The organism is Micromonospora sp. WMMD736 (assembly GCF_049179015.1).
Lineage (GTDB): Bacteria > Actinomycetota > Actinomycetes > Mycobacteriales > Micromonosporaceae > Micromonospora.
On record NZ_JBMHMI010000001.1, the window covers coordinates 7037735 to 7064090 of the forward strand.

21 protein-coding genes are annotated in these 26356 nt (G+C 67.7%); 14 read left to right on the forward strand and 7 right to left on the reverse strand.

Annotated elements, in window-relative coordinates:
* Window positions 1-180 precede the first annotated feature (180 nt).
* The 5 genes from ACN269_RS32010 (at window position 181) to ACN269_RS32030 (ending at window position 5852) form a co-directional block, all read left to right on the forward strand.
* Entirely contained in the window at window positions 181-1563 is a 1383-nt protein-coding gene (locus tag ACN269_RS32010; RefSeq protein WP_421476109.1) for a S8 family serine peptidase, read from the forward strand.
* A 33-nt stretch (window positions 1564-1596) separates the two neighbouring features.
* Window positions 1597-2190 (forward strand): hypothetical protein, encoded by a 594-nt coding sequence (locus tag ACN269_RS32015; protein WP_421476110.1) that lies wholly within the window; start codon window positions 1597-1599, stop codon window positions 2188-2190.
* 1 nt (window position 2191) lies between these two features.
* On the forward strand, window positions 2192-3550 hold the full coding sequence (locus ACN269_RS32020) for a WXG100 family type VII secretion target (protein ID WP_421476112.1): 1359 nt from the start codon (window positions 2192-2194) through the stop codon (window positions 3548-3550).
* A gap of 413 nt (window positions 3551-3963) precedes the next feature.
* Window positions 3964-5487, forward strand: a complete 1524-nt coding sequence (locus tag ACN269_RS32025) for a hypothetical protein (protein WP_421476113.1) — start codon at window positions 3964-3966, stop codon at window positions 5485-5487.
* Window positions 5484-5852 (forward strand): hypothetical protein, encoded by a 369-nt coding sequence (locus ACN269_RS32030; RefSeq protein ID WP_421476115.1) that lies wholly within the window; start codon window positions 5484-5486, stop codon window positions 5850-5852. The genes ACN269_RS32025 and ACN269_RS32030 overlap by 4 nt, the downstream gene beginning before the upstream one ends.
* A gap of 14 nt (window positions 5853-5866) precedes the next feature.
* Here the strand turns inward: ACN269_RS32030 and ACN269_RS32035 are convergent, their stop codons facing one another.
* Window positions 5867-6124 (reverse strand): transcriptional regulator, encoded by a 258-nt coding sequence (locus tag ACN269_RS32035; RefSeq protein WP_421476117.1) that lies wholly within the window; start codon window positions 6122-6124, stop codon window positions 5867-5869.
* A gap of 98 nt (window positions 6125-6222) precedes the next feature.
* On the opposite strand from ACN269_RS32035, the gene ACN269_RS32040 reads away from it, so the two are divergent.
* On the forward strand, window positions 6223-6819 hold the full coding sequence (locus ACN269_RS32040) for a hypothetical protein (protein ID WP_421476119.1): 597 nt from the start codon (window positions 6223-6225) through the stop codon (window positions 6817-6819).
* Window positions 6820-6831: 12 nt separating this feature from the next.
* On the opposite strand, the gene ACN269_RS32045 is transcribed toward ACN269_RS32040, so the two are convergent.
* From ACN269_RS32045 to ACN269_RS32060, 4 genes are all read right to left on the reverse strand, one after another.
* Window positions 6832-7581, reverse strand: a complete 750-nt coding sequence (locus ACN269_RS32045) for a hypothetical protein (protein WP_421476121.1) — start codon at window positions 7579-7581, stop codon at window positions 6832-6834.
* 41 nt (window positions 7582-7622) lie between these two features.
* On the reverse strand, window positions 7623-7940 hold the full coding sequence (locus ACN269_RS32050; protein WP_421476123.1) for a hypothetical protein: 318 nt from the start codon (window positions 7938-7940) through the stop codon (window positions 7623-7625).
* Window positions 7941-7949: 9 nt separating this feature from the next.
* Window positions 7950-8606: a hypothetical protein gene (locus tag ACN269_RS32055; protein ID WP_421476124.1), complete on the reverse strand. Its 657-nt coding sequence runs from the start codon at window positions 8604-8606 to the stop codon at window positions 7950-7952.
* Window positions 8607-8939: 333 nt separating this feature from the next.
* A complete protein-coding gene (locus ACN269_RS32060) occupies window positions 8940-9752 on the reverse strand; it encodes a hypothetical protein (RefSeq protein WP_421476126.1) in 813 nt (270 codons plus the stop codon).
* A 388-nt stretch (window positions 9753-10140) separates the two neighbouring features.
* Between ACN269_RS32060 and ACN269_RS32065 the strand changes: the two genes are divergently transcribed.
* The 8 genes from ACN269_RS32065 (at window position 10141) to ACN269_RS32100 (ending at window position 20209) form a co-directional block, all read left to right on the forward strand.
* The gene (locus tag ACN269_RS32065; protein ID WP_421476128.1) at window positions 10141-10938 is read left to right on the forward strand and encodes a hypothetical protein; all 798 of its coding nucleotides are present in this window, start codon (window positions 10141-10143) and stop codon (window positions 10936-10938) included.
* Window positions 10939-11245: 307 nt separating this feature from the next.
* A complete protein-coding gene (locus ACN269_RS32070; protein ID WP_357108047.1) occupies window positions 11246-11584 on the forward strand; it encodes a pilin in 339 nt (112 codons plus the stop codon).
* 5 nt (window positions 11585-11589) lie between these two features.
* On the forward strand, window positions 11590-13038 hold the full coding sequence (locus ACN269_RS32075) for a hypothetical protein (RefSeq protein ID WP_421476130.1): 1449 nt from the start codon (window positions 11590-11592) through the stop codon (window positions 13036-13038).
* 41 nt (window positions 13039-13079) lie between these two features.
* A complete protein-coding gene (locus ACN269_RS32080; protein WP_421476132.1) occupies window positions 13080-14012 on the forward strand; it encodes a PrgI family protein in 933 nt (310 codons plus the stop codon).
* A complete protein-coding gene (locus ACN269_RS32085) occupies window positions 14009-15826 on the forward strand; it encodes a VirB4 family type IV secretion system protein (RefSeq protein WP_421476134.1) in 1818 nt (605 codons plus the stop codon). Before ACN269_RS32080 ends, ACN269_RS32085 begins: the two co-directional genes overlap by 4 nt.
* Before the next feature lie 77 nt (window positions 15827-15903).
* Complete coding sequence (locus ACN269_RS32090; RefSeq protein ID WP_421476692.1) at window positions 15904-18315, forward strand: type IV secretory system conjugative DNA transfer family protein; 2412 nt, start codon at window positions 15904-15906, stop codon at window positions 18313-18315.
* A 194-nt stretch (window positions 18316-18509) separates the two neighbouring features.
* A complete protein-coding gene (locus ACN269_RS32095) occupies window positions 18510-19454 on the forward strand; it encodes a replication-relaxation family protein (protein WP_421476136.1) in 945 nt (314 codons plus the stop codon).
* 74 nt (window positions 19455-19528) lie between these two features.
* Window positions 19529-20209: a hypothetical protein gene (locus ACN269_RS32100; RefSeq protein WP_421476138.1), complete on the forward strand. Its 681-nt coding sequence runs from the start codon at window positions 19529-19531 to the stop codon at window positions 20207-20209.
* A 1063-nt stretch (window positions 20210-21272) separates the two neighbouring features.
* Here ACN269_RS32100 and ACN269_RS32105 read toward each other — a convergent pair.
* Window positions 21273-24953: a hypothetical protein gene (locus ACN269_RS32105; RefSeq protein WP_421476139.1), complete on the reverse strand. Its 3681-nt coding sequence runs from the start codon at window positions 24951-24953 to the stop codon at window positions 21273-21275.
* 393 nt (window positions 24954-25346) lie between these two features.
* Window positions 25347-26009, reverse strand: coding sequence for a hypothetical protein (locus tag ACN269_RS32110; RefSeq protein WP_421476141.1), 663 nt, complete (start codon window positions 26007-26009; stop codon window positions 25347-25349).
* Between the last annotated feature and the right edge of the window lie 347 nt (window positions 26010-26356).

Genomic DNA, 26356 nt, shown 5'->3' on the forward strand with positions numbered 1-26356 from the left:
GGCTGAGAACATCAGACGTGCGGCTCCGGTCCGGCTCGAGCCGGACCGGAGCCGCCGCGTGTAGCTAGTCGACGAGGTTCGGGGAGTGCCGTGCGTACGGGTGAGGGTCGCCGATCAGGGCTGAAGTTCGCCGTCGCCGTGTCGATGGTCGGCGTGGTGGTTGGGTCCGGGGTGGTGGGCGTGCCAGCTCCAGCGTCGGCGGCCGACACGGTACGCGGTCTGCAGTGGTATCTCGACGCGCTGCAGATTCCGCAGGCCCACGAGATCACTAAGGGACGTGGGGTGACGATCGCTGTCATCGACAGCGGTGTCGACGCGACGCACCCGGCGCTCGCGGGCCAACTGACCGGCCGCCCCGGTGCCGCCCCAGCGGGATCTCCGCAAGGCCAGATCGACCGGGATAAGGAGGCGGGACACGGCACGTCGATGGCTGGCCTGATCGTCGGGCGGGGCGGCGACCGGAACCGGCAGCTGGGGATCGCGCCGGAGGCGAAGGTCCTGCCGATCGCGCTGAGTGGCAGCGAGGGCGACGGCAACGACGCTGAGGTGGCGCGGGACATCCGCTGGGCCACCGATGCCGGAGCCGACGTGATCAGCCTGTCCATCGGCTTCGAGCAGCCCGCCAGCGTCCGGATCGTCGAGGCGGTCCAGTACGCCCTGAGCAAGAACGTCGTGCTGGTCGCCGCAACCGGTGAGGGCGGGCGGACGGTCAACTCTCCGGCGATCGCGCCCGGTGTGATTGCGGTCAATGCGACAACCAGGTCGGGGGACCTCTCCCGCTACTCGGTCGGCGGCTCCGAGGTGGTCCTCGCCGCTCCGGGTGACGACATCATCGCTCCCGTGCCGACGGTGGTCGAGGGCAACGGTTACGCGGTTGCCTCGGGCACTAGTCAGGCGACTGCCATCACGGCCGGGGTGGTCGCGCTGGTGCGGTCACGCTACCCGGACCTGGACGCGGCGAACGTGATCAATCGCCTGATCCGGACGGCCCGGGACGTGGGGGTGCCGGGTCGGGATCCGGAGTTCGGCTTCGGCGCGGTGGATGTGCTTGCGGCGCTGCAGCGGCCGGTGTCAGCCGTAGACGTCAACCCGCTGCTGGCTGCCGGCGCGCAGCCGGACGGAGCGACGGCCTCCCCCGCAGGCGGGCAGACTGGAGGGCCGGCTGTCGCCATCAAGGTTAAGAACAAGACCGGCATCATGGTCGCGGGCGTGCTGTGCCTGACCGTCGTCATCGGCGCGGTGGTGCTGGCCGTAGTCGTCGCCCGCCGTCGGCGCCGTCGCACCGCGCCGCCGGTCGGACCCGGACCGGGCAGAGCGCTGGTGGGTGGTCCGGAGTTCCCGCCGCCCGGGTACGGCCACCCGGGCGTCCCGCCGCCCGGCTACGGCCCGCCGGGAGTTTCGCCGCCCCCGCGGTCGGATGCGCAGCATCCTCATCCACATCAGCCCAGGCCGCAGCCCGGACCCCCACTCCCTCCGCCCGCGGCGCTACCGGGGCAGCCCGGTGGATCGGGGCAGCCCGGGACCGCACCGCCCCAGGGCTTGGGCGGCCCGCACCAGCGCTGATACACCACTGACCGATCAACGGGGAGGACGGAGATGAGCGACGAGGGCAACAGCCCACCGCAGGTGGAGGCCTGGATGCGGGTGCCGCCCGGCGTCGCTGATGCGATGCCGGCGGGCGGCCCGTTGCGGCCTATTGCCACGGTGGCTGCGCACGGGCCGTCCGTTGGGTTCCGCCAGGATGACGTCCGCGCCGGCGCAGGATCGGCGCCGTCGCAGCTCGTGGATGGGCCCGGTCAGCGCGACGTTACCGAGTGGGAGGCGGACCGTCTGGAAGCGGCCGCCGACAACATCGAGCGGCATGCAAGCTACTTGCGCCGGCTCGCCGTCGACATGGAGGAGATCAAGGACCTGCTCGGCGGCGAAGCGGCGCTGGCCAGCCCGGGCGGCGCGCTGGGCAGCTTTCCCAAAGGGCTGAGCCTGGCCGCGGCGCACCATGCTCTGCACCGGACGACCTCGGAGTCGCTGACGAAGCTCTCCGACGACATGTACCGGGCGGCCGATGCGCTGCGCGAGGTCAAGCGCAAGTACGACACCGCCGAAGACGCGAACAAGATGTCAGCGCAGGAGATGCAGCGGACCTTGAAGGCCAGCGGCCTGGGTCTAGGCCCCAGCGCGGAAGGAGTCTGACGTGAGCGCCCTGAGCTGGGAGGACATGGCGCGGCAGGTGCTGGTCGCCGGCCGGCCGGCCGATATCACCAGCGCGGCGTTGGGCTGGCAGGCGCTGCTGGGCAACGTTGAGGAGGTGAAGCGGCTGGTGGACGCCGACGTCATCGACCTGGGCGAGAGCTGGAAGGGCCCGGCGTATGACGCGTTTCGCACGCACATGGAAGGGCTGGCCAAGCAGGCCGAAACGATTGTGGACGGCGCCCGGGAGTCGGGCAGCGGTCAGCACAGCATCGTGACCGTCCTGCAAACCGCGGCGCAGGATCTGGAGCGTGCGCAGAACGCGATGCCGGTCCCACAGGGGTGCGTGGGCGACCTGGCGGCGGCCCGCAATGGTGCCATAGTCATCGAGACGGGGCTGTTCGAGGCGAGCATCCGGGCCGACTTCGCGGGTAGTTGGCCGATGGAGAAGCTCGGCCAGCTCAACGACCGGATCGGCGAATTCTTCAACAACAACACCGAGGACGCGCGCAAAGCCTACGACCAGGTCAGCAACGACTACGCAGCCCGGGAGCGGGAGACGCCCGGAGGTGATCTGTCGGAGAAGCGCACAGGCAGCGGTCCGAGCGGGGTGGACCTGGAAGGTCCGACGGGCACCGGCGGTGCCGGCCAGGCGGCCAGCCTCGGTGGAGGGCCTTCAACCGGCGGTCTCGGCGGTGAACCTTCTCTGGGAACCGGCCACGTCAGCTCCGGCGGGGCAGGCCTCGGCTCGGCCAGCCACCCGGATCTCTCCTCCGGCACCGGCGGCTACGACGCCAACACCCCAACCGGCAGCGGCGCGTCCTCGGGCGTCGGTAACGACCTCGGTGACGGCGTTCTGGCCGGCGAGTACAGCAGCGGCTTGGCCGGGGCAGGCGCAGGTACGGCGACCCTCACCGGCGTGAACTCCGGGTTCGGTGCCGGCGGTGGCGTGCCCAGCGCGACTGGCCTGGGCGCTGGGGGCGGTGGTCTTGGTGGCACGGCAGGCCTGGGCGGGGCCGGTGCCCCTATTCCGGGCGGCGGTTCCCTGGGCCGCCCGGTCAGCCTCGGCATGTCGCCGATGATGGGCGGCGCGGCTGGTGCCGGTGGGGCGGGGCGCGGTGCCAATGGTCCGTCCAGCAGGGGCGGTGCGGCGATGGCACCTGGCATGGTCGGCGCGGGCGGCCGGGGTGGGTCCGGCAGCACGGGCTCCCGTGCTGCCGGCGGTGGCGTCCGGGGCGGCCTGGCTGGGACGAACAGCGGGGCCGACGACGGCAACGAAGAGTCCCAACACGGCACCTGGCTCAGGGAAGACGACGACGTATGGGGCGCGGACGACGACGGCACGGACGGCGTGTTGCGCTGAGGCTCGCCATCGACCAGCGCTCCGCACGTTGACGGCAGCGGTCGTCCCTGGGGTCGTGCCCGACAAATGATCGCGGCAGACTCATCCGGAGAACAGGGATAGCGACGTGCCCGCCAGGTCAGCCCAACAGCGGGGGCGCCGTCACCCAACGACGACGAGTTTCGGTCCAACGGCGGCTGGCCGCCTTCTCCGTACCGCGAAGATCATTTAGTTGGTCTGGGCGATGTCTGACGGTTGGTCGCCACCCGCTTCGGAGTCGCCGCGAGGCTGCGGGTGAATGCGCTCGCCCTGTCGGCTCATGGGCGACAGAATGGCTGCGATCATGGTGGTCGGCGGTAGGGGACGGGGGCGCGATGTCGCTGGGCACAGTGCTGCGGCGGTGGCTGCGAGCCATGTCTGCCGGCTCGAGCGAGTTGCCTGAACGTGATTACCTGCCTGACCTGCCGGCCACCGAGTGGCTGCGGGCTGCGGCCGGCGGCGACGATCGAAGCGTCAGCCCTGCAGAGTTCTCTGCCGTGTTGCTGACGGTGGCCCGCGACGGTGAGCCCGGCCTGAAGGACGCAACTGTGGATGCGCTCGGTTCCGCTGATTCGCGGTGGTGGTTGCCGGTGGATGAAGCGCTGCGGGAGCGGTGGTGGTCGGCGCCGCGCTGGTCGCGGAGACTCGCGGCGGACCTGGCTGACGGTGAGGTGGAGTTACTGCGCCTGGTCGTGGCCGGCTGTCACCGTGACGGGCGGATCCGTGAAGCGGCGGTCGTTCACCTGGCTGATCACGCGCATCCGGCTGCGGTGGCGGTGCTGGCGCTTCGCAGCGCGGACTGGGTGGCCGAGGTGCGCCAGCGGGCAAGGGCGGCGGTGGATGGTCGGCTGGCGTCATCGCTGGAGTCGTTGACCCAGCTCACGGAGATGGCGTTCGCGCTGCGCAGTCGGGGTCAGGGCGCCTGGTTGGCCGAGCGCGTCGACGGTGTCCTGCGGGACCTGCCCTTGAGCGGCCTGGAGCCGTTGCTGGCGGCGCGGGATCGTCGGACCCGGCGGGCGGCGTACCGGGCAGCGACGGCCGGTGGCCTGTTGAGTGTGAGCCGGTTGATCACGGCGGCGATGAAGGACGACGACCTGCCGATCCGGTCCCTGTGCGCCCGTGGTGCCGTCCAGGCCGCGACGGGCCCGGCTGAATTGCGGGGGTTGCTGGTCAGCCGTACTGCGCTGGTTCGGGCTGAGGCGCTGCAGGCTGTGACTGCGGTCGGTGATCTGGGCGCTGCTGAGGCGGCGTTGCCTGATCGGCATCCGTTGGTGCGGGCGATCGCTCAGGCCGCGCTCCGCCGCGGCGGAGCGGATCCGGCAGAGTTCTATCGCCTGCGTGCTCGGCGGGAGGCGCCGGCGCCGGGGGTGATCGCCGGGCTGGGCGAGACCGGTGACGTCGAGGATGCCGGCCTGGTTCGACGGTGGCTGGCGCATCCACGTTCGCGTGGTCGGGTCGAAGCGGTCCGAGCGCTGCGTCGCCTCGGCGTGACCCGGTCGGCCGAACTGGTGCCACTGCTGCGCGACGAGTCTGGTGCAGTGGCCCGCCAGGTGGTGGCGGCCCTGCGACACGACCTCCCCGCACTTGACCCGGAGATGCTTGAGGCCCTGCTCAGGCCGGGCAACGCGCCGCATATCCGGTTCGCGGGCTACCGGTTACTGGTCGCGGGGAACGCCTGGCAACGGCTGGTCACCAACCTACGGCTGATCGATGATGCCAACGACCGGTTGCGCGGCAGCGCGCGGGCGGACCTCACCGCGTGGCTCAATCGGCAGGCCGCCACGACCTATCACGGTCCATCCCGCGATCGTGCCGCCGAACTCGACACGCTGATCGAGCGTGCTCGTCCGATCCTGGGCGAGGACAAGGTCCGGCTGCTGCGGTTCCATGCCGGCCTGCCCCATCAGGCGGCGCTATGACCGGCAATGACATGCCTCGCTCGCTCAGCGACATCGAGCGGGACGTCATCGCGCGGCTGTTGTCCGTGCCGTTCCCTGGGCGCGACGAGTTGCGTGCGCAGTTGCCGTTCGCCGCAGTCGAGGGTCGGTGCGGGTGCGGCTGTGTGACCGTCAACCTTGCTGTGGATCGCGTCGCAGCGCCGGCTCCGGTGTTGTCCGGTGTACCAGTCTCGGCTGACATCTGCGACGACGAGTTCTCCGCCGGCATCGTGCTACTCGTTGATGGTGAGGGCTATCTGTGCTGCCTGGAGGTTTACTCCATCGGTGACGAACCCGTTCGGCGGCTCCCGCCCGTCGAGCGGATCAACGCCCGTCCGCAGGGGTAGCGTCCGCCTCATCGTCACCGTCGCCGCAGGAAGGCGTAGACGATCTTGTTGGAGGCGAACTCTGAGATGTTGACGAGGTCCCAGCCGAACTGGCCGAGGACCTCGGCGGCAGCAACCGCTTCGCTGACCTTCTCGCCGCTGACGCCGTGGTGGGAGACCACGGCCAAGAGACGATAGGGGTACGTCCGAAGATCAGCTTGGCCCTGCAGGACCGCCCGGGCGGTGACCATGCGGGTCCGGGCGATGTGCTCCGGGGTCTCTGTGGCGGTCATACCCGGCACCATAGTGGCTCGTCGCTCGGGCAGTCTGCCAGCCGGGCAGGCGGTATGTTCGAGACGTGTCTGCGCCGGCCGGTGTTTCTCGTCTTGTCGTGGCGCTCGTCGCGGTGCTCGCCACTGCCGCCTGTGACGGTGCCCCGGATCCTGCCGGTGCGCCGACCGTCGGGCCAGCCACCAGCAGCGTTGCCTCCACCGCGCCCACCGGCTCGGCCGGCCCCATGTATCGCGCTCAAGATCTGGAGCTGTGCAAGCGTACTGATCTTCGGCCGTTGGCGGAGCTGTCCCTGACAGTGACCCGCACCGATCCCAAGCCGCCGCTGGGGCAACCGGGTGCGTCGTGCCTGTTCGAAATGCGAACGAAGGACGGGCACCAGGCGAACCTGCGGGTGGAGGCGGCCACGCCCGCCAGCGAGCAGGAGGCTCGGCTGCTCTACCGGGCCACGGCGCAGGTGACGGTGATGACTCCCGCCGGCGTCATCACCGGCGTGGGCGACGAGGCCGAAGCCTTCACCAGGCGCTCCGAGCCCGGCTTCAAGTACGCCGAGTACATGGTCCGCGCGCGCACGGGCAACCTGGTGGTGAAGGTCTGGCTGGCCGTCGGCGGTGCCTCGTACGCCGCCACCGAGACACTTGCGCCGAAGGCGCTGACGTTGCTCAAGGCGACCCAGGCGGCCGTACCCACGGGGTGATGCGCCCGTCGGTCATCCCCGGACGGCCTCCGGCCACCGCCCACCGGGCAGCTTCGAATGATCGCCGACCTGCGTCGCGATGTCCCGGACGTTGCCCAGCGCGTCGACGAAACGCTGGCCGATGGTGAGCAGAACGTCCAGGCCGGCAGTGACCAGGTCCCCGACCGACTCGGCGAGGGTGGAGATGGCCCACGGTAGGTCGATGACGGTTCCCCCTTCACCGGCTGCCTGTACCAGTTTGCCGACCAGGCCCGTCACGATCTTCGCGAGTTCAACGGCGTAGTCGACGTTCGCCTTGGCGATCGTGAACAGCCACTGGCTGATGAACTCGGACTTGACGACGGACTCGTCGACCGCGGCCTTCTGCTTGAGTGCCTTGGCGTTGTAGGCACTCGCGGCGTCGCCGGTCCACTTGGGCAGGTTCTCGTTGGCGGGGTCGGTGGTGGCAGACGACAGCTCGGAGACCGGGGTCTTCACGTCGTTGACCCAGCGGAAGCTGACCTCGATCAGCGAGAGCACCGGCAGTTGATGCTCCAAGGCCTGCTCGACGCGGTCGAGGACGGCGTTCAGTGCCGTTTTGGTGCTGTCCAGGCTGTGCTTGATCCACAAGAGTGCTGCGGGTCCGAGGAGCCACTTCCACTGCTGGACCTGCTCGACGATCTCATTGAACTTGACGATCGCGGTGTCGATGCCGGCGCGGATCTGGTCGAACGCCTTGTTGAACGGTTCCCCGTATTCAAGATCAGTGGTCCCTGGCTGCATGGGGTGCTCCGTGCCCTCTCCGAACGTCGCGCGGTGGGCCGCTAGGCCTTGTAGATCTTGTTTAGGTCCAGTGAGACGATCTCGTCGGCCCGGTCGTACTCGTCGGCGATGTGTCGCAGGGCCTTACCCACCTGTTCGAATTCGGTCACCGCCCCACTCAGAACGGCGACCATGAAGGTATGGAAGTCGTTGTATGCCCGCGAGTGGATAAGGACGTTCGCATCACCGATGAAGAAGGCCGACGGGTCGAGATGCAGCTGCTCCGCAGCGACCTTGATGGCAGCGACACGGTCCGACAGCGTCAGCCATTTACCTCCCTCATCGCGTAGCGAATCGGTGATGACGTTCAGGTCAGCCATCTCACTACCTCACGATCCAGTCCGTCCGGGGCTGGCCAGCTCGAACGCGCGGAATAGGGAACGGGCCTCGAACTGCAGCTGACCCGCGTCCGCCCGTGCGATCCGCCTGACGTCGCCGGTGATGCCAGCGATGCCGCCGGCGCGGATGTGTAACGTCAGGCAGCCGTTGGGGCTCGACATGCTCGACTCGTCCGTCCGCCTGGGCAAGCGAGTCGCAGCGTCGAGCTCAGCGTCGAGGTCGGACAGAGTTCGCCAGGTGTCGCGCAGCCACGTGTACTCGTCGACGTCCCGATCGGGGCTCCTGTCTAGCGGCGCCTGATCCGACGCTGCAGGATCTCTCTCCTGCGTCTGCAGATGAAGGAGCGCCGCCGCTTCGAGGGCAGCCTGCACGGCGGCGGCGTACGCCTCGAAGAGCGCATCGGCGAACCCGCTGGGGCCGAGGTGGCTGCGCCAGTCGCGAGCGATCGTGACAGCTGAGACCTCTCGTTGGGTGTCGACCACCACGCGGACGGAGCCGGTTTGGTCCGCCCCGGAGCAGTCCTCGGGTCGCAGCCCACGTCCCGTCTCGCGCAGCGCACGATCGGCCTTTTCGCGCAGGACGGAATCGTCGCCCAGGAAGTCCAGACTTGCCAGTTCGGGGCGTTCACGCCTGCTGCCGTGCTGCATTCGCCCCCGGCCTCCTGCTCGTCAACGCTTTCCGTAATTCGCCCGCCACGGCGAGGTAGGACCACGGTACGTGAATGACCAAGATCCGTGGGACCCCGGGCGCTGGGCTGGACGTCTCGCCACGGCGAGGAGATTGTCGCGGCAGAGAGTCTGCGGGGGCCGCGCCGATCTCAGTGGTGGTGTCCCGTCCGGGTAGAGGTGGCATCTGGTGGTGAGCGCTGAGCTGCGGTCGTTCCAGGTGCGCTCGGACAAGATCGAGGTTGCTTGTCCGGGTCTAAGCGGCACTTTCGGCGATGGGTTTGGTTGCCGTTGTTCGACCTGATCCCGGCTGGATCAGAGGCGAATACGTAGGTAGGCCCGGTCATCGAAGCTCACCTGTCCCGGCAAGATCGCCTTGGTACCGGCGAGCTCCGCTACGCACCAGGGGTCTTTCGCCAGGAGCAAGGCAAGCTCTGACTCGGACGTGGCCAGTGTCTCGCCGATGACCGGATATCCGTCGCTGGCAATCACCAGTTCGTCGATGCCGTCGGGCACCGGATGCACTACCACCAACGACGGAGGAACGGGCTGCCCATCGATTGCGGCGTACCCATATGGCCCGACGGTGTTGCGCATGGCACCCTGCCGCCCGGTCAGAGCTCGCGCCGCGAGCCGCCCTGGGTCCGCTTCCACCACCCGATCCATGCTGATTGTCCCGGCAGCGGCCTCCGCAGCGAGAACCGCAGCCCGGAACGACGCAGCGACGCGGTCGACACGTTTGCGTGGCTGCCCGACCGACGCGGGGAGTCCGCGATAGGAGAATCTGACGTCACCGATTTGCCAGATCTCCCGACGCGCTCGCGAAAAGACGGTGACCGCCGCGCTCGGCCGCTCGGCTGCTGTCAGCCCAGAGTCGAGGCGGGCCGCCAGTTCCGAGGTCATGGCCGCAACCGCTCGATGTGAGTCAACGTCGTGCGGCAGCTGCTGCAGGACGTCCCGGCAAGCCGCCATAGCCCACCATCCACCCGCCGCGCTCCCGTAGCGCCGGCCACTCACATCCGTGGCGCCGTCAATGACAGCCGCATGCTCGGCGGTCACGACGATTGAGTCCTCGCAGACTTGCGGATCGCCGGACTTGCCCAGCACGAACTGCTCCACGATCTCCACAGATCCGATACTCGCCTACGACGCTGGACCGCCTCGAGCCGGACGGTGCCAACTCGGTCCGTAAGGTGCCACCTCGCGGCGGACGGGCAGACGAAAAGCCGGACGCACCCCGTTGGCAAAGTTTCTACCCAACGCCAGCCAACAGCACTATTGAACTGCCGAAACAGGCCCTGTTAGTGATCTCCGTAGGGGGTCCCGCGAAGTACGACGTCCTGTTGGCCAACAGGCGGTCCCGGCGTTCTGGCCTGCGGACAACAAGCGTGCGTGCACCGATTTCTGAAGCCGTGGCGCATCGGCGAACTCCAGGTCGCGTTGGGTGCGCGTGTGTGGATGTGCCTCGAGAGCTACCGCCGCCGGCGGCAGCCCGCCACACACCGGGAGTATTGCGATGCCCTCCTTTTCCGAGTGGCCCGAGTCTCCGCTGGACTCCGCCCAGCGCGCTTTCGACCTGCTCGTCCACCCGCCGACGACTCTCCAGTTCGACGGCTGCCGGTTCGACGGCTGCCCGGACCGCCTGATGTCCCTGTACGAGCTGAAGCGGTTCCTCCTCGACCGGGACACCTCGCGGCAGGTACGCGACCTGGTTTGGCGGGAACTCGTCGTCCGGTCGCGCCAGGACGGCCCCGGCTGGGGGTTGGGGGCGGTCGGCCTCGCGATGCCCGGCCTGCGGGCCTTGGCCGGCGGGCTGGCGCGGGGTTACCGGGGCGACAGCGACGATATCGACGCGGAGATTTTGGGGACCTTCTGGGACCGCCTGATGCGCAGGGTGGACGTCGACCAGCCGCGAATCCTTCCGCGCATGCTCGACGCTGCCGGGCGGGCGGGACTCAAGGTGCGATACGCCGACGTCACCACCGAACCCTTCGACAGTGAGCCGCCCGGGCCGCGTACCCCGCTGCAGCCGTGGGACCACCCGGAGTTCGTTCTGGCCCGCGCGGTGGCGATCGGGGTGATCGACGCCGACGACGCCAACATCATCGCCGAAACGCGGCTGGAAGGCGCATCGGTGCAAGCGGCGGCGGCCCGGTGGGGCATCGCCGGTCAGCTGGCCTCGCACTGGCGCGACCGGGCTGAGTCGAGGCTGGTGGACGCCATCCGCGCCGGGGAACTGGCCCACGTCAGGCTGCGTACCCGTCCGGCCAAGCCGGTTCGCCGCACGTCCCTGCGGTCGTGGCCCGGCCAGTGACCAGGCGACCCGTTGGGTGACGGTTGGCCAGCGTTGGCCGGTCAGCCCCGGGGAACCGGGCCCAACACGGGCTCTTGGCGGTCACGAGACCGATCACCCCTCCGACATGCCAGCCGGGGTGCGCGAGCGGTCTCGGGCGCCGCCCGGTACGGGTGGTGACTCGGTCCGGCTTTAGGCCCGTGCTCACCACGAAACCGAACCCGGTGTGGAAGGAGCAGTGCTTCCACGGTCCCCGCTCGTGCGGGCGGCGCCTCCCAACCGCTTTCGAGCACGCCCCACCGAGAGGTGGGGCGGGAGGTGACCACCGATGCGCCGCATCCTGAACCGACTGTCCCTGTCCACTACGACCAACGCCAGTGTCCTGCTCGGCCTGGGCGCGCCGGCCATCGCCGGAGCGCCTGACCTGCTTGCCGTCAATGACCTCCCGACCGTCATCAACAACCTGGTCGTGTGGATCGTTGGCATCCTCGTCGGCGTCGCCACCCTGTTCCTCACCTACGGTGGGGCGCTGTACCTGATGGCCGGCGGCGACCCCGGGCAGGTGGAGAAGGCCAAGGGCGCACTCAAGGGCGCAGCGACGGGCTACGCGCTCGCCGTGCTGGCCCCGGTGCTGCTGACCATCCTGCGCGGCATCCTGGGGACCTGACTCCGATGTTCTGGGACATCGTCGGAGTCGGAACCCTGCTGGACGAGATCCTCACCTGGCTGGCACAGCGGGTCGCCGACATCATCGACGCCCTGTGGTCGTTGCTGTCCTCGGCGTTCCTCGTCGTACCCGATGTCACTGGGCTGCCGCAGGTGGAGTCGATCAGCGCCCGAGCCCTGATGATCGTTAACACCTGCTTCGTGCTGGCGATCATCGCCTGCGGTGTCGTGATCATAGGTCGGGACAGCCTGCAGGCACGCTACGGCGTTGGTGAGCTGGCGCCGCGCCTGGTCATCGGCTTCATCGCAGCCAACTTCGCGACGCCGTTGTCGAAGGGGCTCATCGAACTGGGCAACGCGCTCACCCAGGCACTGACCAGTGACTCCGTCGCCACCGACGGCTCCCTCGCCCAGATGAAACGCACCGTCGTTGACGCCCTCACCAACCCCGCCAACGCGCTCCTCACACTGATCATCGGGATAGCCATCGCCGCTCTCGTCGCAATGATCATGGTTGGTTGGATCCTGCGCCTCGGCCTGCTGGTGATCCTCGTCGGCATCGCACCGGTGGCGTTGGCCTGCCACGCCACACCGTGGACGGAACCCGCGGCGAAGCTGTGGTGGCGGGCCTTCATCGGTGCCCTGGCCACCGTCATCGCTCAAGCCCTCGCCCTGCACACCGCGCTGACCGTCTTCCTCAGTCCGACGGCGAACCTGCCCGCCCTCGGCCTGCCCGACGATCCGACCGGGACGTTCAACCTGTTCATCATCTGCTGCCTGCTGTTGGCCGTGGTGAAGATCCCCGCCCTGATGCGCCGCTATGTCACCGGGGGCCAGTCCAACAACGTCGTCGGCACGTTCGTCCGCGTCGCGATCGTGCAGCAGGTCAGCCGGGCCCTGACGGGGGGTCTGTGGCGCGGTGGCCGACAGGCCAGCCGGTCGGCGGCGCGAGTGGCCGCCGGCCAGGGTGGCCCCGGGGGACCGGGGGCCGGCCCATCGTTGCCGAGACCGACCGGCGGCGGACCACGGCCTGGGCCCGTTCCGCGCAGGACCGCGCCGACGGCGGCGCCGGCCTCCGCGGAGCGTGCTCTCCCGAGGGTGCCGTCCGGGCGGACCCCGGCCACCGCGATGCCGCAGCGGATGCCTCGCTGGCGTCGGTGGTGGGCCTACACCGACTCCGGCACCGGCTGGCCGGCGGACCCGCCGGCCCAGGGCATGCGCGGGACGAATCGGCCACCGCATGGGCCCGGAGCGGCGCCGTCATCGATCGGGCCGGGGCCGGCGGCGGCACAAACCCCGAGCGGTACGGGCTGGCCGTCGACGACGGCGTACGGCCCGCGCACCACCCGCGCGTCAGCGGCAGCGCGATCGCAAGCCACCAGCCCTCTGCCGCCGACTCCATCCTCCCGACCGTCGGCCCGACGCAACAACACCGGCAACGGCTTGCCCGGCTGACACCCCACGCCCAGACCCGACCCAATGCCTGAGGAGACTCCATGTCTGATGTCGATCTTCGTGTCAGGATTCCCGCTGACGTCGAAACACCTGATCGTCTGCTGTTCAACCTGACCACCCGGCAGGTCGCCATCCTGGCCACCGCCGTGGCCACCGCCTACCTGCTGTTTCGGACACTGCTCGACGTTCTGCCGATGCCGGTCCTGCTCGGCGGTCTGGTCCCACTACTCGGCACCGCAACCGTCCTCGCGTTGGGCCGCCGCGACGGATTGAGCCTGGACGCCTGGTTGCTCGCCGCGGTTTGCGGCTCCCGTACCCCACGACGGCAGGTTCCCGCGCCCGGCGGGGTGATCAAGACGCCGCGGTGGGCGCCGGTCCCTAACAGCGCCGAGGGTGAGCTGACCCCGCCGACGCCACTGCGACTGCCGGCGCGGTCGATCGCCACCAACGGGGTGGTCGACCTCGGGGGTACCAGCGCCGCGCTGGTCGCCGTGAGCACCGTCAACCTCGGACTCCGCACCCCAGCGGAGCAGGCCGCGCTGGTCGGCGCCTACGCGCGTTGGCTCAACAGCCTGACGGCCCCGGTGCAGATCGTGGTCTCCACCCAACGCGTCGACCTGGCCGGGCACGCGCAGCGCATCGCCGACGCTGCGGACCTGCTGCCCAACGCCGCGCTAGCGGACGCCGCTGCGGACTACGCCGAGTTCCTCCTCGATCTGGAAGACGAGCGGCAGCCGCTGTGGCGCACCGTCACCATCGTCCATACCGCTACCGGCGCCCGTCGTGACCAGGACGTATTGCGCGCCGCCGAGCACACCGCTGGTGCCCTGCAGAGCCTGGGTGCCAGCACCCGCGTACTGGATGGCCCTGCGGTCTGCGCGGTGCTGGCCGCCGCCGTCGACCCCTACACCCTGCCCGTGCCCGGCGAACGGGCCCTACCTGACGAGCCCATCACCGCCGAGGAGCCGTCGTGAGCCTGCTGCGACTGCTTCGTCCTCGTCGGCCTGCCAGCCCGGCCACACCCTTGCCGGCGGAGGCCGGCACCCTCGCCGCGCTGATCGGCCCGGCCAGCGTGGAGGTCACCCCCCGCTACCTCAAGATCGGTGAGGGGTACGCCTCGACGTTGATCGTCAATGGCTATCCGGCGGAGGTCGGGGCCGGTTGGCTGCTCCCACTGACCGGCTGGCCCGGTCGTGCCGACGTCGTCATCCACATCGAGCCGCTCGCCCCGCAGGTCGCCGCGTCCCGGCTGCGCCGCCAACGTGCTCGACTGGAATCCTCCCGGCGCGCCGATGCCCAACACGGACGCCTCGACGACCCCGGCACCGAGGCCGCCGCCGCGGACGCCGCCGAGCTTGCCGACCGGGTCGCCCGCGGTGCGAGCCGCCTGTTCCGGGTCGGCCACTACGTCACCGTGCACGCTCCCAACCTGGACGAGTTGACCGAGTCCGTCGCCCACGTACGGGCCACCGCCGCCTCGGTCATGCTCGACACCGTCCCAGCCACCTGGCGACAGCTGCCGGCCTGGACATCGACGCTGCCGATGGGCGTTGACAGCATCGGCATGCGGCGGGTCTTCGACACCGATGCTCTCGCGGCTGCGATGCCCCTGGCCTCCGCGGATCTGCCCGCCCCGTTGCCTGGTGACCCGCCCAGCGCCTCCGGGGTGCTCTACGGGGTCAACACCGCCACCAACGGCATCATTTGGCACGACCGCTGGGCCGCCGACAACCACAACAGCGTCGTACTCGCCCGGTCAGGTGCCGGTAAGTCGTACTTCATCAAGCTCGAAACCTTGCGTTCCCTCTACGACGGAGTGCAGGTCAACGTCATCGACCCGGAAGACGAATACCTGCGGCTCGCCGAAGCGGTCGGCGGCACCGTCATCCAACTCGGCGCCCCCGACGTACGGCTCAACCCGTTGGACATCGCCGCCGACGACAACCGACCCGACGCCCGCAACCGGCGAGCGCTGTTCGTGCACACACTGGTCAACGTCCTGCTCGGTGCCAGCGGCCAGGACGGCGCGATGGCACCCACCGAGCGCGCCGCCCTCGACCGGGCAGTCAACGCCGCGTACCTTGCTGCCGGTATCACCAACGAACCGAGCACCTGGGTTCGCCCGGCTCCGCTGCTACGCGACGTCGCCGCGGCACTGGAGGTCGACGCCACACCGCCGGCGCTCACCCTTGCCGCCCGCTTATCACCGTGGACCACCGGCAGCTTCAACCACCTCTTCGACGGACCCACCACTACCGGCCCCTTCGGGCACCTGGTGGTGTGGTCCACCCGGCAGCTCGCCGATGAACTCCGCGCCCCCGGGATGCTCCTCGCCCTCGACGCGATCTGGCGCACAGTCGACGCCCCAACCGCCGACGGTCCGACCGTCGACCCACGCCGCCTCGTCATCGTCGACGAGGCCTGGACCCTGTTGCGCGACGGCGAAGGCGTTCGATTCCTCAACCGGCTGGCGAAGGCCGCCCGGAAACGGCGGGCCGGGGTGTCCGTGGTGACACAGGACGCCGCGGACCTGCTGGGTTCCGAACTCGGACAGGCCGTCGTCGCGAACTCCGCGACCCAGCTCCTCATGCGCCAGGCCCCGCAGGCCATCGCCGCCGTCGCCGACAGCTTCAACCTGACCGGGGGAGAGGCGCGGATGCTGCTGTCAGCGCAACGCGGGGAGAGCCTCCTGCTCGCGGGCGCCAACCGGGTAGGTGCCCACGCCGTGTCCTCCCAACGCGAACACGAACTCTGCGTCACCGGCGACCTCGACGGACGGACAGCGTGATTGCGCTCGCCCCAACCACACCGCCGCCGTCGCCCTTCGTGCCTCCGCCGGTGCCGTCCAACCCGATCGCGGATGCCATCGTGAACGCACTCGGGTGGGTGGCCGACCGCCCGTGGCTCGCCTTCGTCGTCGCCGCCCTCGGGCTCGTCGTACTGATCGCGCGAGGACAACTGCACAGTTGGCGGCACCGGCGGCTGCACCGTTACGCCCACCAGGTCCTCATCACCCCACCACCGGAGGTCGATCCAGACAGCGCCGCCCGCTGGTGGGCGACCTGCGCAGAGATCCTCCGCCCCGCCGGATGGCGACGCCTGATCCACGGCACTCCACACGTCGGTTTCGAATACCGATGGGCGGGCCGGCAGTTGACCATCACCATCTGGTTGCCCGGTACGGTGCCCACCGGACCGGTCCTCGCCGCCGTCCCCGGCGCTTGGCCGGGCGCCACCGCTGCCGTCACTGACGCCACCGCACCCATACCCCTGGCGACTCTCGACGAGGGCGGTGTCCTGGTTCCCATCCTCGCCGCCTGGTACCCGATCGTCACCGACCACGACAGTGACCCCCTGCGACCACTGATCTCCGCGCTGTCCGGGCTGCAGGATCCCGAGTACGCCTGCGTGCAGGTACTCACCCGCCCAGCCACACCCCGGCAGATCCGTCGGCTCCGCGCAGGGACCGGGGCCCTCCGCAGTGGCCAGCCCGCACGGGGGCTGCTCGACCCGACAGCCTGGCTACGCGGACTGCTCGAACTGATCGTGCCCGGGCCCGGCCGGGCCCCCGCGGCCACTCGGGTCGCCGCCACCCGGTCGGTACCGACAGATCCGGAACGCGATCGCGACGCCCGCGCTGCTGTCGACAAACTCGCGGCCGGGCAGCTGTGGGAGACCTCGATCCGCTACGGCGTCGCCCACACCAACCCCCGCAAGGTGGCAGAAGACAATCTGCGGGCACGACTGAAGACCCTCGCCCACGGCGTCGCCTCCGCCTACGGCGTCTACACCGCCCGCCAACGACTGCGCCGCGTCCGGCTCAAGCAGCCCGCCGTTGTGCTGTCCGCCCGACCACTGCGCTCCGGGTACCTGCTCGGAGCCGGTGAACTCGCCGCCGTCGCCGCCCTACCGACCGACCTGGCCGTGCCCGGCCTCCGACGCGCCCGCGCGAAGCCCATGCCAGCGCCGGTCGAGGTCCCCGCCGGCGGACGCGGCGTCAAACAACTCGGACACGCCGAGATCGGCGGTCACGCCGTAGGGCTGCCCGTCGTCGACGCCCGCCAGCACCTGCACGTCCTCGGCTCCACCGGCGTCGGCAAGTCGACCTTCCTGGTCAACATGATCCTCGACGACGTGGCCGCCCGCCGCGGCGTCGTGGTCATCGACCCCAAGGGAGACCTCGTCACCGACGTCCTGGACCGGCTGCCGGAGACCGTTGCCGACCGGGTCGTCCTCATCGATCCCGACCAGGACCAGGGCGGCTACTTCAACCCGCTCTCGGGAGACGACCACGACCTCGCCGTCGACAACGTCGTCTCCATCTTCAGCAAGATCTTCCAAAGGCACTGGGGACCGCGCATCGACGACACCCTGCGGGTCGCCTGCCTCACCCTGATGCGAAAGGCGCACGCCACGCTCGCGCTCGTGCCACCGCTGCTCAACGACCGCCAGTTCCGGATGGCCTTCACCGACGGCCTCGACGACCCAGAAGGCCTACTCGGTTACTGGAGTTGGTACGAGTCGATGCCGCCGCCGGTGCGAGCGCAGGTCATCGGACCCGTCATGGCCCGGCTGAGAGCATTCCTGCTGCGGGACTTCCCACGCCGCACCCTCGGGACACCCCGCTCGTCATTCGACATGGGGAAACTGCTCGACAACGGCGGCATCCTGCTCGCCCGCCTCCCCAAAGGCCAACTCGGCGAGGACACCTCCCGACTGATGGGCTCCTTCGTGTTGGCCCGCGCCTGGCAGGCCGCCACCGCCCGCGCGAGACTGCCCGAAGACAAACGACGCGACTGCACCGTATTCGTCGACGAGTGCCACAACTTCCTGAATCTGCCCGGCTCGGTGGACGACATGCTCGCCGAAGCCCGCGGCTACCGCATGAGCCTGGTGCTGGCCCACCAGGACCTCGCTCAACTGCCACGACCCACCCAGCTCGCGCTGAGCGCGAACGCCCGCAACAAGATCACCTTCAACGTGGCGCCCGAGGATGCGCACCAGATGGCCCGGCACATGTTCCCCGAACTGTCCGAACACGATCTGAGCCATCTGGACGCCTACCAGGCCGCCGCGCGGCTGGTCATAGGCAATCGGGAGACCGCGGCGTTCACCCTGCACACCCGGGCACCCCGCCCCGTGGTCGGCGCCGCCACACACATCCGGGCAGCCTGTGCCGCTGCCAGCGGCAACGCGACAGACCCGACTGCCATCGAGCAGCTCGCCAAGCGCCTCGCTGGCAGCGATCGAGGCAAGACATCCCGTCGCAGCGACTGACGTCGGAACATTCCACTCCATACACCGGAGTGGGTTCGCACCCTGATCGGCGGTCCGGCCCGGACATGGTCGTTGCGAACAGCCCGCAATCTGTCGCTGCTGACCCAACAGCGCAGCTAGGAGACGTACATGAGTCATGATCAGCCGTCCCGACAGTCCCACCGGGGGGACATCCTCCGATCGGGGGGTGCCCCGTGACCCCCCGATCCCGATCCACCCTCCGTCGCTCCACGACCACGCTCTCCGACGTCTCGGCCCGCCTTCGCCCTCGCGATCGGGTGATCGCCTTCCTGCTCTCCGACCACACCTCCCTCACCACCGACCAGATCACCTCAGTCTTGTTCGACTCGCCGGTCACCTGCGTCCATCGCCTCTACACCCTGCGACGGCTCGACTTCATCGACCGTGTCCTGCGCTCCCACCCCGGCCAATCTGCTCAGGTGTACTGGGTGCCCGGCCGGCTCTCCGCTCGCTTCGTGGCCCTCGCCCGCGGTGACACCCCGCCCACCCCGAAAGCCGTCGCACTCGCCGCGGACTCGGTGCTGTCCAACCGGATCCGGCAACACACCATCGAGACCAACCAGTTCTTCATCGACCTCCTTGCCCACGGGCGCGGTCATCCCGAGGTACGGCTGACCCGCTGGTGGTCCGAGCAGCAGACATCCGCTGCCTTCGGACAACGGGTACGCCCCGACGCACACGGCGTCTGGAGCAACAGCCGCAGCAGCGTCGGCTTCTGGCTTGAGTACGACCGTGCCACCGAAGACCACCCGCGTCTACGCGACAAGCTGGAGCCCTACCGGCGCCTCCGTGTGGACGGCGGGCCCGGTCACATCCTGCTGTTCTCCCTGCCGAGCCGGGAACGCGAACGCAACTTCCACACCAAGCTCGCCGACGCCGCCCGTCACGATAACCGTGTCGCCGACGCCCTGACCACACTCACCGTCGCCACCTGCGCCCGGGACCGGATCAACGGACACAGCCCGGCCGGACCGGTATGGCGGCTTGTGGGTAACGGGGGACACCGGCTGAGCCTGGCCGACCTGCCAACCACCGACGACGAACCTGGCCCCCTCAACCCCGGCCCACCACGCCTGACCGACGACCCGCTCCACGAGCTGCGTGACGAAGCAGAGTAAATCTTCGTGGGCGTCGATAGCTGGCAGATCGGGACCTGCCGAGTCGCTGCCCGTCTGCCCAGTAGGGTCGCCCGGTGACCGCGTACGAGATCGCCGCCAGACTGCCCAGCATCGACCGGCTGCGGCAGCGGTGTAAGGCATTGGCCGCGCTGGAATGCATCATCAACGGCGGGGCCGCGTACTACGCCTACACCCGAGCCTGGGGCACGGACGAGGCGGCGCTGATGAGCAACGGCAGCGGCGACGAGTGGGCCGTCGTGTTCACCCCCGACGGCGTATTCATCCGGGTCTTCGATCACGAGTCGGCGATGTCGCCCTACGGCGATCCAGACTACGAGCTGTGGCCGGGCCTGCTCGACGGCCTGCCCGTGGAGCTGCGTCCGCAGATAGAGGAACCTGCCTTCTGCGACGAGGCCGGGCAGTTCATGGCCACTGCGGTGCTATGGCGGCTGGTCGGGGACGACCGCTGGCATGCTGGTGGCGGCATTGTCTTCCCGCCACTTCGTGGACCTTACGACGACACCGGGCCGGACGGGTCCGGCATGCTCGAGATCCTGCTCGACTACATCGTTGACCGTTTCGTCGAGTTCGCCAGCGACTACTACGAGATCGAGGTCGATCGGACGGCGGTCGAGCACGTCGTCGCCAACCGGCCGCTCACCGACAGCGTGATAGAGGCGCTGAACCCTCAACTCACCGTTGCCGAACTGCGGAAAGACCTCGCCACGGTTGGCTACCCGATCGCCTCGGTGTAGCAGCAGGTAGAGGCAGTTGCCCGCCGAGCGACAGCGTACGTCTGTCATGGACAGGGACGCCTGGCGGCGGCAGATCGGCTATCGGACCGGCGGCTGCTCGACGGCGCGGCGTCCAGAGTCGTGAGGGTTCACTTCAGAGCCGGCCCATCAACTGGAGGCTGGCGCGGGGCCAGGTCTGTCCGGAGACGTTGGAGGACTGTGCTCGTTACGCTCATGCTCATGAAAACGTGCCGGCTTGTGGCCGTTGCCTGCCTGGCCTTGCTGGTCACATCGGGTTGCGGCTCCGAGCGGTCCACAACCGCAGCAGGCACCCCGACGACCTACACGTGTTGCGATGGCGCGGACGTCGATACGGTCTACCAGCCTGGCCAGGACATGACGGTTAACTGGATCGTCAGGTCGGGGACTGACCCCGCCGCGAAGCCGGCACAGGTCGAGCTGACTGCGCGTCTGACTGGCCCGTACGGGGACGTCAGCGAACTGAAGAGCGCTGCCGGGGGTACAGCTCCGCCCGCTCTGGGAGAGGTGACGTTCGAGGCCCAGCCGGTGCGGCCATCCGGTGCGGCGGGCGAACGACCGGTCAGCGTCATTCGAATCCCGGAGGATGCGCCGCCCGGCTCTTACAACCTAATCTTTGCCGTACGAGAGGATGGCGGAGTCGTAGGCGGAGCGAGCGTCGTCCGTGTGGCCCCTAAAGCCTGAGCCCACCGGATACTCGGGACGGCGACGGCGACGGCGCCGTTCGGCCGGGTCGACGGGATGCGCCACGGGGTCGTTGCGTTCGGTCCTTGTACTGTTGCGGCCGCCACCGTCGCAGACGACTGTTCGTCGCGGGTCGTAGCCGACTGCTGCTGCTCCACCGCCATTCCACGTTGTCTAAGTCGAGTTTGATGATCGACAGGCCGGATCCCGGCGCGACCAGGCGTCAGCCACGACGTCGTGTTGCTCGCGACTCGCGGCCATGAATGCTCGATCATCTGCAGATTCGGATGCCTCTTCATGATCGGATGGACGTTACGGGCAGCGCGATTTTGTGAACGGGATACGGACCGCTGGCCGGGTGTCAATGACGCATGTTGACCCGGATGCCTCCGAACAACATTGGGGCGAACGAACTGACCCGTCCCCGGCGCTTGAGTTCATTGAGCAGCTCTTCGGTCCCGTCTCGATCCTTTAGCTTCGGACGGTGGTGACCGACCCTGGTCAGCGGTTCGTACTCGTCGCCGAGCGCCAGAAGAATTTCGTCTAGCGTCGATAGCTTGACGTCAGGGAGGTGGGGCTCCAGCAGACTCAGGATGTACTCGGCTGGCGATCCGGCTCCGCTGAGTTTGACCAGCAGCTCCACCGAGACGGCGTTGCCCATAGCCGCCCACTCGCAGATCGCGATGGCGCCCCGCCGGGACAATCGGCCGTCTACATACTCAGCGTCATCGGCAATCGCTCGCTTGACGGCTGGTGTCACGTGCGGGCTCCGTACGATCTTGGGCAGGTCGTCGATCGATAGCGGCAGCTCGCACACGTAGGACGCCAGGCTTTTCGACGCCGCGAAGTACTCCTCGCGGACCGCGAACGGGCTACCGCCTACGTACGCGTAGGTCTCGGCGGCATCGGGCACCAGCCCGGCGGCCAGCAGTGTGGGGAGCAGCTTGAGCCCGGCACTGGTCAGGCGTTCGGGATCCAATCCGCCGGGAAGCTTGAGCTGCTTCACCAGCCGGACCCTCGTGGCCGGGTCCAAGCTCTCAGTATGAGCCAGCGCATACCCGAGGTCGTACCGGGACTTCTCATCCACCTCCTCGACATTGGTCAAGTCGAGGTTGTTTAGGTACTTCACGAGCTCCGCGCTGACGCCGAACTTCTCTACGAACTGGCTGACGTTCCAGACGGTCGGCTCGATCCGGCTCGCTGACACCACCGCGGTCCACGCCGTGGCATCGAGTTCCTCCAAGTCGGCCACCTGGCACGACGCCGACGCGCCTTTTGCAATCGGCAGCAGCGACGATTCACCGGCGTTGGCGACGTCATTGAGTACCGCGACGAACTCCTCCGAGGCATCTACGGTCACCTCGTCGTCCTCACGGGCGTGGAGGTAGCTGTCCAGGTTGTCGAGGATGTGCTGGTAGACGGTCGTGTTGGCTGCTTTCACCAGGTCAAGGGCCAGCGGGACTCCTTCACCGAGTGCCGTGGACAGATTGGCCCTCGTAACCGGGTACAGGCTGGCCTCGACCATCGCCTCGCACTGTGCGTCCCCTAGTACCGTGAGGTCGTTGACCTGGGCGCCGAGGCGACGAACCAGAACCGCCACGTCAGCGGCCTTCGACGCTTCCGATAAACCGATAAATGCATGCATCTGGGCGTAATGGTCCGAAACGAAATCGCCGACTCGGCGTGATGACTCGTAGTCGACGTCTCGGTCAGCACTCCGGACAGCAGCATCGACAAGTGTGATAGCCGCCGGGAGGTCTATCGGGGCGTTCTCGACCAGGTGGACGAACGCACTCGTCCAGCGAGGAGCCAGTTGGCTTACGAAGAGTTCCCGGAACGTGCCATCCATAAGGTACGCATCGATGAAGGAGCGGTCGGTCCCGGCGCGTATGACGAGCTTGTCGAGTGCCTTGTCGAGCCGCCCAGGGTGCGTGGGCAGGTAGTGATCGAATACCTCAAGGTTGAAAACGCTTTCACCTTCGAGGAAGCGGGTGCCCATTTCCGTCTCGACCGCGTCGATGGAGGCGGTCTCATCGAACCGGAAGCGGTGGTCTGCGCGGTCGGTCTGGACGCAGTGGAGGATGAAGTTCATTGCACTGACGCTGATGGCGATGCCGTGGTAGTCCGAGCAGTAAAGGGTGAAGTTTTCGTCGATATGGCCCTTGGCGAGGAGGTCGTGGGCCAAGGGTGACACAAGGTTGGTGACGATGGCGTCCAGGTTGCGTCTGACGCCGCCGTTGGTGGGCATGACCAGATCCGTTCGGGCCATGAGCTGCGCCATCGTCGCTTTCGTGACGAAGTCCTTGTTTTCCCGCGCAGCTCGGGCGGCACGCCGGAGACGTGCGACGTCGGCATTGACGGCGTCGTCCAGCGCAGCCGCCTCATCCCCAAGCAGCACGATTAGGTCATCGACCGACAGCTTCACGACGCGGTATCCGGGTTGGATAACCCGTATGCCACTACGGGTCTCGTACAATGATCTCCAGAAATCGCCGGACGTGAGGTCCGAGAGCCCGTAGCGCTTCGACTGATACTCAAGGATCGGCTGACCACCAAGACCCGACGCCCGGTAGACAACCGGCAGCACCTCCTGGAGCCGTTCACCGGCGGCTTTCGCGTGCTTGTCCCAAAGGGCGTCCGACGCGACCCGGTCTAGCGCTTCCCTGCTGATCGTCGCTTGGTGGCCAGCCTGATACTTGACCATGTCGCGGAAAGCCCGGTGGGCCTCGTCGATCTTGCTCGTCCCAAGTCGGATGGCCTCGAAGTCCTCCAGATGGAGGTTCTTGTAGACCATCATCGCGAACAGTCGATCCGCGGTGAGGCCTTTAAGGCCTTTCTCGCCCAGGACCGAGGCACGGTAGATCTCGAACTCATTCCGGATGTTGCGAATCAGGCGCATGTCTGTCAGATGCCCGCCGACCAGATTCACGAGTTCTGTCGAAGGTTGCTCCTCTGATTGGGTGAACTCCGCCGCCAGCAGATCCCTAGCCGAACGGTGCGTGATGAACGGAACCATCGGGACGACCAGGTCGAAGAACTTCGTCCTGTTTGCCGACGGGGCGGACTCTAGCGTGGACGCACGAAGCGCTGCAGCATCGGTATCGGAATTCTCGGCGCCATCCGGGATGGCATCGACTTTGAGTTGTTCGAAGATGCTATCGCGGACCGCATACACGAACCGAACCGGCCGCGACTTGATCTGTTCGGAGTTGTTCAAGACGGTGTTCAGCTCTCGAAGCGTCTCGAAGATATGTGGGTCCCTGAAGCGGTCCAGGTCCTCAAAAATTGCGACCCGGGTCTTTGTCTTCTGAAAGAAGTAGACGATCTCGTCGAGATACTCATCGAAGTACGAGTTCTCTCTCGCGCTCAGCGTGACGGCCGCTCCGCCCGCGGAAACGCTCTCCACCCGCACCCGGCTCTGCAGAGCACGCAAACCCCGGAACCAGATCACGCCCAGGAACACGCCGAACCCACCGACGATGCCCCAGGCAACCCAGCCGTGACCGGCGACTAGGGCCTGAGGCGCCGTCTTCTCCACGCGATCCACCAACCCGAACAGAACCGCGATCACGAAGAACCCAACCGCGACCGCGGAAGCCCAGAACGCAGCGGGCCAGGGTCTAAATGAGTCGATGCGGAAGTACCTCGACCCCGGCATGTCCGCAGGCGCCTTACGGTAGAGCAGCTGCTTGACGATCTCCTTCTGAATGAGGTTCGTCAGTGGCGGGAGCGTCCCGTCCGGCTGGATGCGCGCCCGGTTCGTGTCGTCGACGCCCAGGCTCGACAGCGACAGATTGACCCAATTGATCTTTCGTTCGTCCAAACCCGCTTGAACGCCCAGGACAACACTGCTCTTTCCGCTGCCGTAGTGCCCCGCGAGCGCGATGTTCCTCGCAGCGTTCGTGGACCTGTCAACCAGGACCTTGAGGAGGACAGCTACGTGGCGCCCGTGCAGGTTCTCTTCGTACGTGGGTCCGAGACCCCGCAGGACCGGCACGTCGGGCTGCGATGCGGACTGCCGGGGCGGGCTCACTCGTGACATAGGCGAGATCTTACGAGCGTGGTCCGACTTGTTCGCACGGGCGTGTGGTCTTGGGAGTCGCTAGAAAACGACACCTCTGCATCGATCTGACAGATGACCGACATGGTCACGTCAGTCTCCGTTTCGTCGTGCCGGGGCTTGGGTTACGACCCGATGGTGTGAGAGGCACCTGTCATGGCGATCTTGACGTCGGCGAGGACATGCGATGTCTCATCGCCGAGCTTGGCGACTTGGCCTCGTAGCGTGGCGCCGAGTCGGAGGCGCGCGGCTGGCAGAAACTTGCGTGCGCGTGCTCGCGGAGTTCGGCCGCACAAGGTGCTGTCAGCCACCGACCAGTCGCTACCAGGTCAAGCGATTATTCCACGCAAGGCTGAATCACTCCGGAGTAGTTAGCTATGCCGCCTCCGCCTCGCCGTCGTCCACCACGTCTTCAGCGCTGGTAATGATTCGTTGCTGGACTTCGAGGTGGAGCCGTAGGTCGATCACGTTGTCGTTCCCGAAACTCGCCGTGCTCTCCTGAATCTTTTCTAGGTCGATGGAATATGCATCGGCTAGCTTCTGCGTGTGGTCAATTACGAGTTTGACCAGCGACTCCCACATCTCATTCGAAAATTCAACAGAGATGCTATTGGCGTCAGAGTACGCTTTCATGGCATCCAGATCGGAAATGAGCCGACCAATAATGCTTGCGTCCAGTCTTCCTTCTTGGTCGGCTTCTAGGTATGTGCGTAGCGAGGCGTTCAGGTTGGCGACACAGTCAAGTGCATCAGGCTTCCGCGCCTGCTCTCGCTTCTTTAGAACGGCAAGCGCAACTGCGCCCGCAGCTAACGTCAGAACAGTGGCCACGATGGCGCCCCGGGATCTCAGCAACGCCGCAGAACGACGCAACACCTCTGGACTGCTCTGAGCGCCGGGCGCGTCCTTTAGAAGCGTTACAATCCTTCCGGTGAGGGCATCGCGGACCACTCCGCCCTCTAGGAAGAGCTTCCCGTTGGCTATGCCTGCCGCAATCTTTGTGGGCAGTGCGAGGGTTGGTTGAATTATCACCGAGTCCATATTGTCCCATATCCTCCGTGCGGGCGTTCAGCGCGAGTCGCCTCGCCCAAGAGCATAGGCCCACTGTGGACCCACGCAAGGGCCGTGGACTTCAGTAGCAGGCGCCGGAGCCTGGGCATTATGCACAATTCGTAAGATGGTCTTTGGCTTCGGGATACTCGAGTACCAGCTCTAGTGGCGCAACGGTGCCACTGAGACGGCCGAACGGTACGGGCACAGGCTGCGTGGCTTCGCCGGGCGGTAGTCGGCGAGCACGTGGGTCGTCTGGGATGCCGATGGCGACAATTGGTTGGCTGGAGTGGCCGACTTCCGACGGCTTCCATCTAATCTGGCGCGCCTCTGCCGGC